The organism is Natronorubrum daqingense (genome assembly GCF_001971705.1).
GTDB classification, from domain to species: domain Archaea; phylum Halobacteriota; class Halobacteria; order Halobacteriales; family Natrialbaceae; genus Natronorubrum; species Natronorubrum daqingense.
In genome coordinates this window covers 37275-53596 of the sequence record NZ_CP019329.1, presented here as the reverse complement: position 1 = coordinate 53596, position 16322 = coordinate 37275, and the positions used below count along the sequence as shown (strand labels likewise).

General features: G+C 53.4%; 10 protein-coding genes and 1 pseudogene. 7 read left to right on the top strand and 4 right to left on the bottom strand.

Annotated features, from left to right (window positions below; translation table 11 throughout):
• Nucleotides 1-135 precede the first annotated feature (135 nt).
• Both BB347_RS17630 and BB347_RS17625 read left to right on the top strand, forming a co-directional pair.
• Nucleotides 136-939, top strand: a complete 804-nt coding sequence (locus tag BB347_RS17630; protein ID WP_139327058.1) for a hypothetical protein — start codon at nt 136-138, stop codon at nt 937-939.
• Complete coding sequence (locus BB347_RS17625; protein WP_076583912.1) at nt 936-1445, top strand: hypothetical protein; 510 nt, start codon at nt 936-938, stop codon at nt 1443-1445. Before BB347_RS17630 ends, BB347_RS17625 begins: the two co-directional genes overlap by 4 nt.
• A 597-nt stretch (nt 1446-2042) precedes the next feature.
• Here the strand turns inward: BB347_RS17625 and BB347_RS17620 are convergent.
• The 3 genes from BB347_RS17620 to BB347_RS17605 form a co-directional block, all read right to left on the bottom strand.
• Complete coding sequence (locus tag BB347_RS17620; RefSeq protein WP_083687846.1) at nt 2043-5657, bottom strand: Eco57I restriction-modification methylase domain-containing protein; 3615 nt, start codon at nt 5655-5657, stop codon at nt 2043-2045.
• Nucleotides 5658-6301: 644 nt separating this feature from the next.
• Nucleotides 6302-6472, bottom strand: coding sequence for a hypothetical protein (locus BB347_RS17610; RefSeq protein ID WP_157525016.1), 171 nt, complete (start codon nt 6470-6472; stop codon nt 6302-6304).
• A 103-nt stretch (nt 6473-6575) separates the two neighbouring features.
• Nucleotides 6576-7850 carry a tyrosine-type recombinase/integrase gene (locus BB347_RS17605; RefSeq protein ID WP_076584428.1) on the bottom strand — a complete coding sequence of 425 codons (1275 nt, stop codon included), beginning with the start codon at nt 7848-7850 and terminating at the stop codon, nt 6576-6578.
• Between the two features lie 648 nt (nt 7851-8498).
• On the opposite strand from BB347_RS17605, the gene BB347_RS17600 reads away from it, so the two are divergent.
• The 3 genes from BB347_RS17600 (at nt 8499) to BB347_RS17590 (ending at nt 11672) form a co-directional block, all read left to right on the top strand.
• Nucleotides 8499-9494, top strand: a complete 996-nt coding sequence (locus BB347_RS17600; RefSeq protein WP_076584427.1) for an arsenic resistance protein — start codon at nt 8499-8501, stop codon at nt 9492-9494.
• 405 nt (nt 9495-9899) lie between these two features.
• A complete protein-coding gene (locus BB347_RS17595) occupies nt 9900-10586 on the top strand; it encodes a metal-dependent transcriptional regulator (RefSeq protein ID WP_071401728.1) in 687 nt (228 codons plus the stop codon).
• 171 nt (nt 10587-10757) lie between these two features.
• Nucleotides 10758-11672, top strand: a complete 915-nt coding sequence (locus BB347_RS17590) for a ZIP family metal transporter (RefSeq protein ID WP_071401729.1) — start codon at nt 10758-10760, stop codon at nt 11670-11672.
• A gap of 58 nt (nt 11673-11730) precedes the next feature.
• On the opposite strand, the pseudogene BB347_RS19695 reads toward BB347_RS17590, so the two are convergent.
• A pseudogene (locus tag BB347_RS19695) lies at nt 11731-12045 on the bottom strand (zinc ribbon domain-containing protein); the annotation flags it as partial.
• Nucleotides 12046-12234: 189 nt separating this feature from the next.
• Between BB347_RS19695 and BB347_RS17580 the strand changes: the two are divergent.
• Nucleotides 12235-13566: a 4Fe-4S binding protein gene (locus tag BB347_RS17580; RefSeq protein WP_076584436.1), complete on the top strand. Its 1332-nt coding sequence runs from the start codon at nt 12235-12237 to the stop codon at nt 13564-13566.
• Nucleotides 13567-13925: 359 nt separating this feature from the next.
• Nucleotides 13926-16319, top strand: a complete 2394-nt coding sequence (locus BB347_RS17575; protein WP_071401731.1) for a heavy metal translocating P-type ATPase — start codon at nt 13926-13928, stop codon at nt 16317-16319.
• The last annotated feature ends 3 nt before the right edge of the window (nt 16320-16322 follow it).

Genomic DNA, 16322 nt, shown 5'->3' with positions numbered 1-16322 from the left:
AGCGTTTCGGCGTTTCAATCCCGATCGGGTTGGCGTCCAAAACGGCTAGATATTATTAACGTAATGTTCACATATGGCACGCAGCAGACACTCCGATATAGACAGTCGTGTTGCCACAACGTGGGCTGGTCCGTCGTGACCGAGCTTACCTGCAGTGGCTGTGACGACGTGTTTGAAACAAATCCGAACTACCTCGAGCGAACCGGGGTCTGTCCGGACTGCTTCGAGTTTCCGGACGTGTACCACGACGAACTGCCGCCCGACGACTACAGCGTCTATCTCGTCGCGTCAACGTCCGCTGGAATGCACGGTGCGTACTACCGCGTGGCCGCGAAAACCGTGCAAGACGCTCGTTTTTTCGCGCGTGCGTACGCCGTACTCGAGGATACGACCAACAACACCCGCGACTCGCTCGCTACGATCGAATTTGACGGCGAGCGCGTTGTCGACAATCGCGTTGGTGCGGGCGTGACGATCGTCCGGGCGCTGGAACTCCCAACCGCCGAACGGCACGACGGCTACACAGTGACGAAGATTGGAACGCGCAACGGCGACGACTACGAGAAACAACTCGACTACGGCCCAGCGACGATGGACAAACTTCCCGACCCAGACATGCAGTATAAGGACGTACTCGTACACACGACCGAAGAACAGATCGATCACAAACTCGAGGAGAACGTCCCCGACGGCCACCAGTGTTACTGGACCGTCAACGGGACACCCCAACAAACCCGTGTTCTGCAGCGGATTTGGTTCGAGGTCGACGGCCGGATCGTCGCCGCCGGAGAGATTCGAAGCGTCGAAACAGGTCGAATCTGGTTCACGCCGCTCTGGGAGGTGGACCTCGAGCCACCGCGGGAGCCGCCGAATCAGGGCTTTACGTACGTCGACGAGATCGAGACCGACCAGCGAACACCAGCGGGGCAGACGCCATGAGCGATTCATACCCGGAGTTCGCATTTCGCGTCGACGAAGACACCGAGTCCTGGGCGCTGTACCGACAGACCGAGACTCAAGAGCGCCCCGTCGCTGTCCGGACGCGCGACCGACCGTTTTGGTTCGGTCAGGACCGCGAGGACGGCAACGGGACTCGAGAGCCGGTCAGTGACGATTTTCTCGACGCTGTGGCAGCGCTGTTCCTTCGTGGACCTGCAGGCCGTGACTGGACGCTCGAACCGATTTTCGACGCCCTCGAGTGGTACGAATCGGAGTGCATCGACGATCTTCGGGAACTGCGAACCGAGACAATGGCGTCCCGTCGTCCAGGCGCGGATGGACGCTCGATGCCGAGTGAGGCGTGGGATCTGGTTACGGCGGCCCGGTCGCATTTTACGCTCACCGAGTCGCGGGCGTTCAAAGCCGCCGACCCAGATACGAACGACCACGACCGCGGCGACCACCCGGATGACGCCTCATTAGCGGAGTTCTCGTCGGTCGAGTAACCCGCTTCAACCGACGTCTACTCTGGATAATATACGTAATGCCGACAATTTCAACTCGCTGGACTCGAGTTAGCGACTATGCCTGCTAAGGGATTATATCACCCTCGTAACGCCGAAGACACTCTCGCCATTTCAATCGCAGAAGAAGATCGGGAACCTGGTAAGAACGTCTATTTTACGGATCAGTCTCAGTACTTCACAAAGCAACTTGACTACGCCGAGTTGTTCGTGAGACCCTCCGTTAAATAGTAAGTAACTAGGAAGGGTGTCTGCTTGCAGAAGGTGTGCCTAATACCCTGCAAGCAGACAGTTCGATCCACGAAGACCAGGTTCTTAACTTCCTCGTCAATTGGAGTGGTTTGCATAAGTTCTGAACGCACCTAGTGTAGCTTCAAGTCTCGATTTAGGAGTTACCGTAAATATTACTGTAAAACTTCTTCGTCTACCTTGTCTACTCGTTCAGCGAGAAGCTGAACAAGCTCTCGTATTGTGATTCCGTCCTCTTGTACGAGCCTTCACACCCATGCAGACGCTCAAAATCCGTGCCAGTCTCATCCGGGATATCGATCCGCACCGAGTCACCCTCCTTGAAACGTTTCATCGAACCTTCGCTTCAAGCGGATTCTCCGGTTTCTCCACACGCTCACTAATTAACTCGCGGTGCTCCTCATCAAACCCATACAGTTCATACACTGCCTTGTTCAATTCTTCCTCCAATTCTTTTGCACTCTTAGTATCATCCAACGTCTCTTCCGCGCTCTCGAATGCATCGATAACAGCAAGCAGATCATCCTCTGACGACGGAGCGTCAAACGACTCAAGCTCTCCTCCAGACTCCACATCAAAAACTCTCAACAGTTTTGCAAACGCCTCAGCAGCGTTCTCACTCACAAACTCGATTTTATCCTGGACGTTCAGACGCACCGTCGTTCCATCTATATTGGGTGACACGTCAGCATCTTCACCAGCAAAATCCATCGAATCAATATACCCAGCAAACGATAACGACGACCTATCCACGTCCTCACGTTCGAACACCAACTCGGGCGACTCAATCAGTTCACCAGCCTTTTGGTATTGTCTCGACAACTGCTTCAACTCCGACGCTTTACCGGTTACAGACTCCACAAGCGACTTGTCCGCCTTATCAGGTTCAGGTATCGGGATCTCTTCGAGATAGCTTGTCACATACCGAAGATAGTCATTCCCGTATTGCGGTGCTGTCCGACGCATATAGAATTGCACGGCATCACTGTTAAGCACCCCAACAAGATACTCTTCAGGCAGTTCATCAGCAAACATCACATACGTGCTGTTGAGCGCATAGAATTCCACGTCTGAATCGTAGAAGAAGTTGTTGTAATAGCAGATGTCCGGGGTAATGACCTTATCACGATCGAATAAACCAGGCCGATGTCGTGCAAGCTGGAACCACTTTTTCCCTTCTTTCACACAATACCGCGACTCCAATTCCTCCCGGTTGTCCTCCAGATACTGTTTCGCACCCGGAGTTTCGTCAAGGTCAGCGTCCGGCGTCATGTACAGAATATACTTGTTCTGTGCGGGCGTGTACCACCGAGTCGCGTCCCGGCCACCTAATGTTGGGAATACCACTGAATCCTCGATCCCGTATTCCTCAATTGTTTCCTCGTCAATCAGGAAAACGTCATTCGAGCCGGTTTGAATCCCGTTCTTTGCAATCGCCTCATCATACTCCCCGAAGTCACGCCCACCGGCCTCCATCGAATTTATCACGTCATACTCGTCTCGGGGAATGAACTGCCACTCGTCCGCTTCCAGTAGTGTGGTGGCCTTCATAGGATACACTTTTAAAGGTGGTCGAGCCACATCAACGCCAGGCGCTAGCTCCTCTATGTGCTCCATCAACACGTCCTCACCTGGCGGTGTCGATCCAGGTGTCTCCGGCATGCTCGCTCGAATCAACTCAGCGATTTTCCCACCTTCTTCCTCCCGTTCACGTGCGTCAGAGCCGTTACCGTTTGAGCCATTCAGTGCTGTCTGCGTAATCTCAGGAAGTTCCTCAGTGACGCCAGCATACGTGAACGTGTAGTCCTCTACCAGCTCGAAGTCGTCAGACGACCGGAACGGTTCATCCTTGTTGATTCGGTCACCAATAAAAATCATCGGGTAGGACTGAACGCCTTCGAACACGCTCACGTCACCGAAGTTAATGATTTCTCGAATACTGTAGTTCTGAATGAGGAAATCCTGAATTTTCTCACCGTAGCGGTTCTCGGTGAATTTGTTCGACACAATAAACCCGAGCGTACCGTCCTCAGCCAGCCAATCCGCTGCGCGTTCCATGAACAGAATGTAAATATCGTAGTTGTAGTGAGCGGTCTTGTACTCGTCGTACTCGTCACGTGCTGGGCCTTTCTGGATATTTTGAATCCTGACGTACGGCGGATTCCCTACCACGAATCCGTAGTCGTTTCGCGTCTTCACGCTCGACGCCTGCTTGCGTTCTTCGCGATACTGGCGTTGCACTTCGCTACTGTGTAGTGCTGTCAAGCTTTCTTGTGTTTCGACACGCAGACTGTCTGTACGATAGATATGGAACCTGTCGAGCGTATAGCTTGGATCGTCATCTTTGACGTCCTTGTACAGGTCAATCACCTGAAATAGCAGGTTCAACTCGGCAATATGACACGCAAACGGGTTCAGGTCAAGACCGTGAATGCGTTCTTGAACAATTTCGATAGCGTCTCGCGGTGGCACGCCCTTGTTGTCCAGACGTTCAAGCAAGCGGTTTGCCGCCCTTACAAGGAACGTTCCTGATCCGCACGCCGGGTCAATCAGGTCGTATTCCTCTTTCTCGAGTTGTTTATCAACAGTGTACCCGACACTATCGAGAATCAGGTCAACCACGGCAACCGGAGTGTAGAACTCACCAAGCGCTTTGCGCTCTTCAGGCGGAAGGTGCTCCTGATACAAGTGTCCGAGAACGTCCCTGTCAACGCTTTCGAAGTCGTAGTGGTTCAAATGCCAAAGCGTGCGCTGCAACACGTCATCAAGCTCTGAGTCGTCCTGAATCCCCCAATCGAACAATCGACGAGAGTACAGGTAGTCGTAGACTTCACCCAACTCCTCACAGGCGGTCTCGAACAGGTCGATATAGTCTCGATCGACATACCTGGTGTAGTCGTCCCAGAACTCGAAGTAATGATGTACACCGCCATTCGATACCATTTGATTAACAAGCTGTTTGTCCTCAGCAATTCGAATCAGCAGGATTTTGTTCAGTTGAACATAGACGCTCTCCCGACAGAACACCTCCTTGTTCTCATCATCATCGTTCTCCTGACGGTTCGACATCTTCACCCATGTCTCGTAGTCGGAACGAAACTGGCTGTAAATCTCGTATTCGTCTTTCAGTTCCGCGAGTTTGTCCTCCAGTTCAGCAATCTCGGTATCGTCATGGCCGCTCTCCTCGAGGCGCTGGATTTGTTCTGCAAGATCTTCCCGCTCCCGCTCAAACTCCTGGTACCTGCGGTCGAATTCATCAAATGCTGACAGCGTGTACGGGAGAAGGTAGTCTTCGAGGCACAGTCGAAGGGAGTCGATGAGGTTATCGAATCCTTCGTCACTATCAACATCTTGTCGGCTCCCGAGTGTGAAGTCGTTATATCGTTCTGCGTTGGTGACTTCCTCCTTGCGCAGGCGGAACAGGTTCTTGATGGCCTGCTTTTCATCAATAGTAAGTTCGTCGCTGATGGCACCGCCACTCACGCGGTTGCAAATCCCTTCAAACGGGACTTTCGTGACGAGTTGTGCACTTATTCCGTGGTATGTGACAGCGTTCGGATCGCTGCCGTTGCAGCGTTCGTAGACGTGAAACTCGTCAACGTTGGTGCTGATGAAGTACTGCGCGTACGGAGTGTCGGAAGCGTACCGAAAGACCTGTTCGATACCTTCCTCGACGTTCACGTCCCGACGTTTCCCTTCGACGATCACCACAGGATTGCGGTCAGCGTCGAAGAATCTGACATCGTTCCAGTCATCCTCTTGTTCGTAATCTGCTTTGTTCCACCCAAGTGCGTTGACGAACAGGTGGTCTACTAGCCGAGGCATAAGGTCGTGCTCGGCACGATCGCCCTCCTCGATTTCGCTGTAGAGGTCGGTATATTCGTTGATTACGTTTTCAACGAATTCATTTCGTGAACCAACCGTTGGGGAGGGGGATTCAGACATATTGATTGAAGTGATTGATGAGTGGTTGTTGAAGTATCTTCATACTTTCCCTGCCACTCCATACTCCTTACTAACAGTTGACTAAACAAGAAGAAACACCGCTCTCAGACTGGGGTTTGACTGGCCACGTCCGCAAACACACCCGGGTCTCCGTAGAACATATCGTCGTCCTTGTGCACAACATCCGCACGCGCAAGCTCACTATTCACTGATAGCTAGTGTAGCTTCAAGTCTCGATTTAGGAGTTACCGTAAATATTACTGTAAAACTTCTTCGTCTACCTTGTCTACTCGTTCAGCGAGAAGCTGAACAAGCTCTCGTGTTGTGATTTCGCCCTCTTGTACGAGCGTTGTATCAACGGCGTACTTGATTGCTTCAGCGTAGCTGGAGCAATCATGCTGTGCCATGATTCGGGTCAGCTTTGCAGCCAAGCTATCGCTGATTGTGATAGTTGTGTGGCCTTCTGGAGGCATGACCAATCAGTAGTGCCGGTTTGCGGTAAGAGATACAGGAAATAGGTCGTTCACGCTTGAAGCTACACTAGGGCCCACTCAGAACCCCCTCCCCTCTTTGGACGCAGCTTGTCCGCTTTTCGAAAGGATTCAATTGTTGACCTGATCACGGTCAGGGCATACGGCCACTACCTACGGGAGTAGGTCGCGCATTGCATCGAACATCGAGCGAAAGTAGCAGAATTGCCCTTCGGCCATATCGAGGGCGTCTTCGAGTTCCTCAGTGGCCTCAACAGTGCCCGCATAGTGGCCGCCGTTCTCTGCAGCGTCGTGCGAAACATCCATGGTGATTGTGACTGACATGGTACAAATTACATTATAGTATGAGTTTGAATTATTGGCGCTGCCCGAAAACAATGCCCTATCGCTATTCATTACCACTCACAGCCGAATCTTCTTTGCTACCCTAAGTCGGCCCAAACGCCACGGACAGCCGCTCCTCCATATATTCCCGTCGCTGTTTCCGGGCTTCCTCCTCTCCGAGATAGTTCTCGACGACGACCTGTTCGTCGTCGCTCCCCTGTTCGTCCGCGATTGCTTGGACCTGCCTCGAGAGCCGTTGGACCGCCTCGAGATAGGTTCGATACCAGAACCGGCGGCCGTACTGCGGTGTCGGCGTGTCCCCACGCAATCGGATGTCAGCGCGTTCTGCGAGCCGCTTGAATCGGGCGGTAATCGTGTTCGGGTTCACGTGCCCGCTTTCGGAGTGCGAGCTCGGAAAGAGAGAGCCGTCCCAGCCCTCCCGTTCACTGAGTTGTGACCACCGATCGACCAGCGTCTCGAGGCCGTAGTGGACGGTCACCCGTCCCGGCCCATTCTTTCGCTCCCCGAAGACGATATGCGGATCGTCAGCCTGAAAATCGAACTGTCCGTCTTCAGTTAGGGGCCGGAACTGGTCGATCGATAGGGCGGCGATCTCCCCGCGCCGGAGCCCCCAGGCACACGCCCCGATGACGAGGAGGTGTTCGTCGATCGACTCACAAGCGTCGACCAGGGCACGGATGTGGGCGGCCTCGAGCGCCGCCGGGTCACGTTCTTCGGCATCCGGTGTGTCCTCACTCCAGCGGTGTTCATGCGGTGCTCCAAGGGCTGGGTTGTACGCGGCGTCACGGTCGGCGGCTAGCCAGCCGTAGAACAACCGAACGTCTGTGAGGTGTTTGTACTTCGACTCCGAACTCTCGAGGTCAACATCGAAGGTGTCGAACACGGCGCGAACCCGCTGCTTTTCCTCGCGCCGTGGGTCGTCGTCAGCCCGGACTCGAGCGACGATATCGGCGCTGTCGTGCTGGGTGGCATAGGTTCGGACGTATCGGGCCAGACGGGACCGTTTCGACGAGATGGTACTCTCCGCACGGCCTTTCCGTCGAAGGTTGGTCTCGAGGTACAACTCCAGTTCGCGAATGGTGGTTTCGTCGTCGATATCCCAGGGAAAGCCCTCGTCGTCGGTCCGTGACCCATAGCCGACGGTCGCGAGGAATTGGGCCAGCGTGAGATCATGGTGCTCGCGAAGCGCGTAGGCAATCCCGGAGTAGCCAGCGTCGGTGATCTCCTGGTAGGTCGGTCGATCGTCGAGATCGAGGCCGTCCCGGGCGAGGTCCGGTTCGATTTCCGTATTCCAAAGGGACTGCAGTTCCTCGAGCGACTTCCGCGACCAATTGATCTGTTCCTGTTGGCCAGTCATTTGTCAGTAGCCGTGTTCTGTGAACGATCGTTGTCTTTCACCAAAACCATCCGTTTCTCCAGAGCCATATCACCAAGGCCAACATGTAGATTATCAGGACCGCCTCGATAATTAACCCCATCATCGGTAGGTACCGCCCGAGCCGTTGTTGTCGCTGTTCATCGGCTCACCCACTCGAGAAAGCCGCTTGCTCCGTTGTGGGTGCATTCTAAGACCATCATTTTCGTACGTTCTGCTACAACTGACAATCACATAAGAATACCGCTTACCAAGTTGTCTGCATGAGACAACTGGGTTAAGCAATATACAGCCAGGTAGTGGCCAAAATGCAATAAACCCTATGTCGCTATATCAATATTCGGTACCGACTCGCAGAGATTCGGCATGCTCGCAGCTACAAACCACCAACTGATTGATATTCTCTGGCCGTTACAACTGGTCAGCCTCCTCGTGTTCTACGATAATTGTCAAAATTGTATATAGGTAATGGTTAGAAGCGAGGGCCGAAAAGGAGGTGCTTACGGGTTCCACAGCTACTGACTGTTATTTTTCAACTTCGTGGAATTGATTCCGAGACTCGTGTTCCCATGAGCAGGTATTGGTGGAAATCAAACGGCATAACCAGCAACAGACGTAACTTCTCACAAAATGGATTTCGTCGAAAAATATCAGACAGTGTTTGTTCTCGTCGTTATCGGCGGCGGCCTCGCAGTGGGGCAGGTTTCTGGCGTCGCTCCTGTCGCTGACCAACTGATTCTTCCATTTTTGATGGTAATGCTGTTTGCCGCGTTCGCCGGAATTCCACTTTCTCGACTCCGGTCGGCGTTCAAAAATCGTCGTGTGGTCGGGTCAAGTCTTCTGATAAATTTCATCTGGAGTCCGCTGTTGGCGGTGGCACTCGACGCGATATTTCTGCGAGACCACCCTGCCCTGTGGGTCGGACTTATTATGCTGATGGTGACGCCATGTACGGACTGGTATCTCATCTTCACCGACATCGCGGGCGGGGATGTACCGCTGGCAACCTCTATTCTCCCGTACAACCTCGTTCTCCAGTTGATACTACTTCCGCTCTACCTGTACGTCTTCGCGGGCGAACTGGTTACGTTACCGGTGGAGTTGCTGGTCGAAAGTGTCGTTCTCGTGCTCATCGTTCCGCTCGTGCTCGGCGGAATTGCTCGGTGGGGGTTGACTCGTCAGATGGGCCAGCAGTGGTTCAATCGGCAGTTCCTTCCGAAGTTGAGCCCGCTCCAAATCATCTTTTTAAGCCTCGCTATCGGCGCGATGTTCGCCTCGCAAGGTGAGGTGATCCTTGAGAATCCCGGACTGCTAGCACTCCTTGCTGTTCCCGTAATCGTCTTCTATGCGATCAACCTCGGCATCGGGTTTGGCGTCGGGCGAGTGCTCTCGTTTTCCTACAAAGAGATGGTTTGTTTCAACAATACTATCCTCTCACGGAACTCACCGACAGCCCTCGCAATTGCCGTTGTCGCGTTTCCACACGAACCGCTCATCCCGCTGGCATTAGTGATCGGACCGCTCTTAGAACTCCCTCTCCTCGGAGTGATTGCACATATCCATGTAGCAATTAGAGATCGAGAGTGGTGCCCGTTTGACCCTGCTATCCTGTTCAGCAGAGGCTGACAGGCTATTCAACATAACACTATGAGATTCGAGGCCGACTCGAACCGCATTTAGAATGGGCTACAGTTCAGTCAGATTCAGCCGCATGATAGACCGACTTCAACGACGGGCTTCGAAGAGCGAGGTATTTTCAGGTTACAACCTGTAACATAAATCTCTTCGGCAACCTCGCCATCGTCGTCCACAACGGCGACGTGCGAGTCATCCTTATGAAGGTTGATTCCAAGGTAGTACCCTCTGGAGTGGAGCGTGTGTGGACGGTGTTACAACTATGCGATGAGATCCATCCATTTCGTTAGTCAAGGTGGACTGGGCGTAAGTCTAGGGACTTCCAGAAATACTAATTTTTTACTGCCCGTAATTTGGGACAACATATTTAGGGATTAGGGATGTCTAATTTAAGTAATGATGCTAAGCGCTGTGATGGAGGATTACATTAAGGCAATCTACCACCTCCACAAAGAGAACGAGGAGAGAGTCCGGACATCGGAGATCGCTGACGAACTCGACGTGACTGCGCCCACGGTGACAAGTATGCTCGACAAACTAGAAGAGCGGAACCTCATCGAGCGCAAAAAGTACAAAGGCGTCTCGCTGACGGCACATGGAAAGCGGGTAGCCCTTGAAATCATCCGCCATCATCGACTCCTTGAAGCTTATTTAACCGAACATCTCGATTATTCGTGGGCAGAGGTCCACGAGGAAGCGGATCGGCTCGAACACCACATCAGCGACGAGTTTGTCACGAGTATAGCTGCGGCACTTGACGATCCAGAAACCGACCCACACGGCGATCCGATTCCTAATTCGACGCTCGAACTTCCGGATGGCGGACCAGGGATTGCCCTCTCGGAGTTTGAGGAGGATACGATAGTCATTGTTGAACAAGTGAGCGACCGGGATTCGGAAGTCCTCGAATATCTGGCCGACCATGAGATCACTCCCGGAACCGAACTTACAGTCCGTGAGGTTGCACCGTTCGGGATGATCACTGTTCTAGCCGGTGATAATGACCAACCAGTCTCACTCCCACAACACATTGCCCACCACGTGCGTGTCGCCACTGTGGAACCAGCACAGGTGTTTTATTAGGCTCAATCTAATATACCTATAGCAAAACTTTTTATTTAGCCCAATCAAATTTGGCTTGATGAACGCAGATTTCGGCTCGGATGCGATTTGCGGTACCGACGATAGACTCACTGGATCGAGTGCTAACGCGCCTAGCCTGTCCGACACGACTTTTCCTGTTGGTGATGGCTCATGAGGGAATCACCGTACGAGCAGCTTCCTCGGTCGGTATTGTTTCTCGGACCATTCATCGTTCTCGGTGCAGCAATTGCGCTCTTAGCAATCACCTCTCCGCTTGGTGACTTGGAGGCAATTGAAACCGCCACAACAGGTGAGGTGCTTGGGACAATGGTACTGATCGGACTCATTGTCGGAATTATCCCTGTTGTGATTGGGATGCTCTGGTTCCCGTTTATGCGGACACTCGATCACAGTAAACTCCATATTGTGTTAGCACTCTCAGCCGGGGTCCTCGCGTTCGTCGGTGTAGAAATGACGGAAGAAGCAATCGAGTACGCTGCGGCGGCACCGTCGCCAAGTCTTGCAGCAGGGTTAGCTATCGTTGGATTCATCGGGACGCTCCTCCTGATGGTTGGCGTGAGCCGGTGGAGTCTTGCTCGCGCTCAACAGAGCGGAAACCGAGGGCTCGGCGTTGCGTACTTGGTTGCACTCGGGCTTGGCCTGCACAGCCTCGGTGAAGGTATCGCAATCGGGAGTTCCCTATTGCTGGGTGAAGCAGCACTCGCAACGTTATTGATTGTTGGCTTTATCCTCGATAACGTGACAGAAGGGCCGACCGTAGTTGCTGCCGTTGCCCGTGACGCCGAAGCACCACCGCTACTTCATTTTGCAGCTCTCGGCGTGATTGCGGGCGGTCCCGTCGTGCTTGGCGGCTGGATCGCTGCTGTCGCCTTTTCACCGGTTATGGCAGCTGCACTCCTTGCAGTGGGGATTGGTGCAATCGCCCAAGTGATCTGGCAGGTGGTAGACCTCATCAAATTCGACACGCCGCAGGTACTCACCCGCGCAAATATGAGCGGCTTTGTCGGTGGATTCGTCTTCATGTTCCTTCTTGACGAGGTGTTTATCGATATGATTCTCCTGTAACATCCTCCGCACCCTGATGGGCGCGGCTTCCCGTACGGCAGGTGGGATATTTGCAGGTCTACGACACGACCTGCTCTCTCGTGCGAAACATCCCGCTCTCGCGGTCGAATAGGTGTATCGATGACTGTGCAACACAGCCATTACTCCTCTCCTCGCCGTGAGGATCCGGAGTTATCTTTTGTCACGTATTCTCCGATCCGTAACAATCTGCGTTGGCCATCAACTCACACGGTGAGCAGACGTACAAGCCACGTTCCACGCGATTCGACTTCGTGTCGTCGCCACAACGTGACCAGGTTTTCGACGTCTCCCACTCGTTTTCTTGCAGTACCTCAACACCACGTATCTCACCTTTGTACGCGAGATACTGGTAGAACAGTTATCAGGGCGAGATTACGCTCCTCTGAATCTTGTCAGAGGGTCCTGCTGAACGCAGAGAAAGGTCGTTGCACTATCAGTCAGTAGATCTGATCACGAGACAATATAACAGATGTTAGATATAGTGGAAGTTTCGATGAATGCACCAATACTTATTCAGTTTCTTTCTGTTTACGGTACGCATATGGGCGAGAATTCCGAGCGACCGTGGCATATCACACTAACAGATAATCGTATAATGAAATTTCTACTCACGAACAAATACGTTCAACCAACTGTCCATGTAATTATGGTAGGGATTTTCTTTTTAGCTATCTGGGAGGGGCTCACAGGTCCACAAGACCCTGGGTCCAACTTCGGTGCGGTCGCCTTTTTTGAGTTGTGGTGGATACCCGTGATGTTGTTTAGTCTGGTTCTTATCGGGCGCATCTGGTGTTATTTCTGTCCGATGGGTGCGATCGTGCGGTTCACACAACGATTTGGCCTCAAGCGACACTTTCCGATGTTTGCGAATACGAAAACGACGGTACTCGGGATCTCTATTTCCGTCGTGTCAATTACGGCGATTACGTTCATTCTCGCTCGAATGCCGATGTACAATCTTGGAATGGTATTCGATCCACAACTGATTTCGTACTTCTTCTTGATCAGTACCATCCTCGCAGTTGGTGTGAGTTTAGTCTATCAACGACAAGCGTTCTGCCGGTACGTCTGCCCTGCTTCGGGAGTAATGACTGTCACCTCCCGGTTGTCACCATTCGAGTTGCGCCAAGAGGCCGAAACCGGAGTGCAGTGCGCGACGCTTGAATACAAGAGTGAGTACCTGTCTTCAGACCGCCGCTGTGTTTCCTGTATGAACTGTACAACGGAACAGCCTGACGAAGATGTCGGTCTCCGTGCTCGGTGGCCAGGTGCCGCAGCCATACGACAACGAATTCCACTCCCCGACGAAGCGATTCTCATCATCGTACTGTGGGCCGTGTTCCCGATTGACCACGTCCTCTCCGATCACATTGTCACCGTCACGAATGCTGAAGCGTTCATCCCTGGAGATTGGGTTGATATCTATGCTTACTTCGCCAGTCTCCTTCTCGCGTTTGCAGGGTACCTCACAGCGACTGCTGTCGGATCATGGTGGAGTGGAATCGACTGGGAAGAATCGTTCACATGGCTGGCGTACGCCTATCTTCCGTGGGCTGTCCTCTTCATGCTCGGAAATCATGGCATCCCCGGCTTTCTTGAGAGCGGTGGGGCTGCACTGAACGTCTTCTTCACCACGTTCGGAATTCCGATTACTCTGTCTGAGTCCCTCGTCAGTGAGTCAACGATCGCCGTTTGGAATAGCTTCAATGCGACGCTTCTCCCGTGGATCGGTGTCATCTGGGGCCTCGGTATCGTCTGGTTCGCGTTCCGTCGATTCAATTTCTCCAAGCGAACGATTGTACGAAGTCTTCTCCCACATGCGGTCTTACTGGTTGCTACGACGGCATGGGTCGTGGTCGAAGTGTTGTGGTGATATTTATCTGATGAATACTTTGGCGTTCTGTTCACCTCCTGTAGTGAACGGATAGTTTGGTCCAGATAGGGCGTAGGAATGCCATGTGAATCGTTCTATGACTCCCTCTAGTGGCAAGGCCAAACCACTGGTACCTGTTTATCATGGAATCAGACAGTATAAGGAGACGGCTCCAGGCACGAGTTGACCACCTCTTTCCGCTGTCTAATGGCCCGACGACTCCACGTTCCGAGAAGAATAGGAGGAACTAGTCAAAGTATTATTATTAACTCACTTGGAACACACTGATAAAGGAATACTAGAATAAGGGTAATAGATAGCAGATGAATTCATAAGACCTCAACGAGTAGTGTGACTCAATGAGCGAGTCAGTTGAAAGAACCGACGAAGTCCAATTCGATGTTCCTGAAATGGACTGTCCGTCGTGTGCAGGGAAGATCGAAAACGCACTCGACAGTATCGAAGGCATTATTCAGTATGAGACGCGGCCAACGACCGGAAAAGTCGTCGTAACGTATGATACGGCGAGCCTCTCGACTCGTGATCTCGTACGCGCAATCGAACACGCTGGGTACGATGTTGTTGATTCTTCAGTTGAAACCTCGACACCAGGTGCCGAGTCCCAGGGTTCGGAGGCACATGCTCATCATGACGAAATGCCGGGAAGTGTCTGGAAAAGCGAGCGCGCCATCAAAACCTGGATCAGTGGGGGATTTGCCCTCGCAGGCCTCTTCATCGAGTTCCTACTGATCGGCATCAACACTGAAGTCGCCATCATTCTCGGAAGAGATCTCTTCGTTGCTGATATCCTCTTTCTCGCCGCTGTCGGAACCGCAGGCGAGATCATCCTTCGGAACGGGTACTATTCCCTCCGGAATCGGAGCCTCGACATTGACTTGCTGATTTCGATCGCTATCATCGGTGCGCTCGCGGCCAGCCTTGGATTCGGCGCTGGACTGTATTTGGAAGCCGCACTGCTGGCATTCCTGTTTAGTGTGGCCGAACTCTTGGAACGGTACTCGATCGATCGGGCCCGCAACTCGCTTCGAGAGTTGATGGATCTCTCACCCGACGAGGCGACCGTTCGCCGCAACGGCGAAGAGATCTCCCTTCCCGTCGAGGATGTCGAGATTGGTGATGTCGTACTCGTTCGCCCCGGAGAGAAAATCCCGATGGATGGGGTCGTTATCGACGGTGAGAGTGCTGTGAATCAGGCACCGATCACGGGTGAGTCCGTCCCGGTCGATAAAGTCGAAGGTGACGAGGTATACGCCGGGACCATCAACGAATCCGGCTACCTTGAAGTCGAAGTCACGTCTGAGGCGAGCAACAATACCTTGTCCCGGATCATCGAGATGGTCGAGGACGCGCAGGCGGCCAAGACTGAGCGAGAGAAGTTTGTTGATCGGTTCGCATCCTATTACACGCCTGTTGTCGTGGTACTTGCGGTGCTCACCGCAGCTGTTCCACCGCTTCTCATAGATGAGCCAGTGACGGTTGAACTCGCCGCAGGATACGCCCACACCTTCCCGGCGGCGTGGGAGGTCTGGTTCCTCTACGGTCTGACGCTACTAGTCCTCGCCTGTCCGTGCGCGTTCGTCATCTCGACGCCCGTTTCAGTTGTCTCAGGTATCACGAGCGGAGCAAAAAACGGAGTCCTGATCAAAGGTGGAAATTACCTTGAAGCGATGGGCGACGTGGACGCGATCGCCATGGACAAGACCGGGACGCTCACGAAAGGTGAACTCACAGTCACTGATGTGATCCCGTTGAACGGGTATACGGAAGCGGATGTCCTTCGATGTGCTCGCGGGCTCGAAGCCCGGTCCGAGCATCCCATCGGTGAGGCCATCGTCGAGCACGCCGCAGGTCGGGATATCGAGACACCCGAGGTGCAGGAGTTCGAGAGCATTACCGGCAAGGGGGTCGAGGCGGCTGTTCACGAGAAGACCCACTATGCTGGCAAGCCCGGCCTGTTTGAAGAACTTGGCTTCGATCTCAACCACGTTCATGCGGCGACCGATGGTGGCGTCGTAACAACGAAAAGTCGAGAACTATGCGAACGAAATGACTGTCTCGACCTCCTTGATGAGGCGATTCCTGAGCTACAATCCGAGGGGAAGACGGTCGTCTTGATCGGGACCGAGGACGAAATCGAAGGGGTCGTCGCGGTGGCTGACGAAATCCGCCCGGAAGCGAAGGCGACCATCACACGTCTCCACGAGCTCGGCATCCGGGAGATAATCATGCTCACAGGCGATAACGAACGGACTGCCCGGGCAATTGCATCAGAACTCGGCGTTGACAACTATCGCGCTGAACTCCTGCCGGAAGAGAAGGTCAATGCCATCGAGGAACTCGACGACACGTATGACGGGGTTGCAATGGTCGGCGATGGCGTGAACGATGCACCCGCATTGGCGACGGCGTCGGTCGGCATCGCAATGGGCGCGGCTGGAACCGATACCGCATTGGAAACCGCTGATATCGCACTGATGAGTGATGATCTTTCCCGTTTACCGTACCTGTATGACCTCTCGCATAAGGGGAATAGCGTGATCCGGCAGAACATCTGGTCGAGTCTCGTTGCGAAGGGCCTGCTGGCTGCTGGCGTTCCCTTCGGTTTGGTTCCAGTCTGGGCGGCAGTGCTCATCGGTGATGCCGGCATGACTGTGGCCGTCACTGGAAATGCGACGCGGTTGTCCCGGATCGAACCAGATGAGCTTCTCGAAGCCAAAACACCGACATCATGAGTG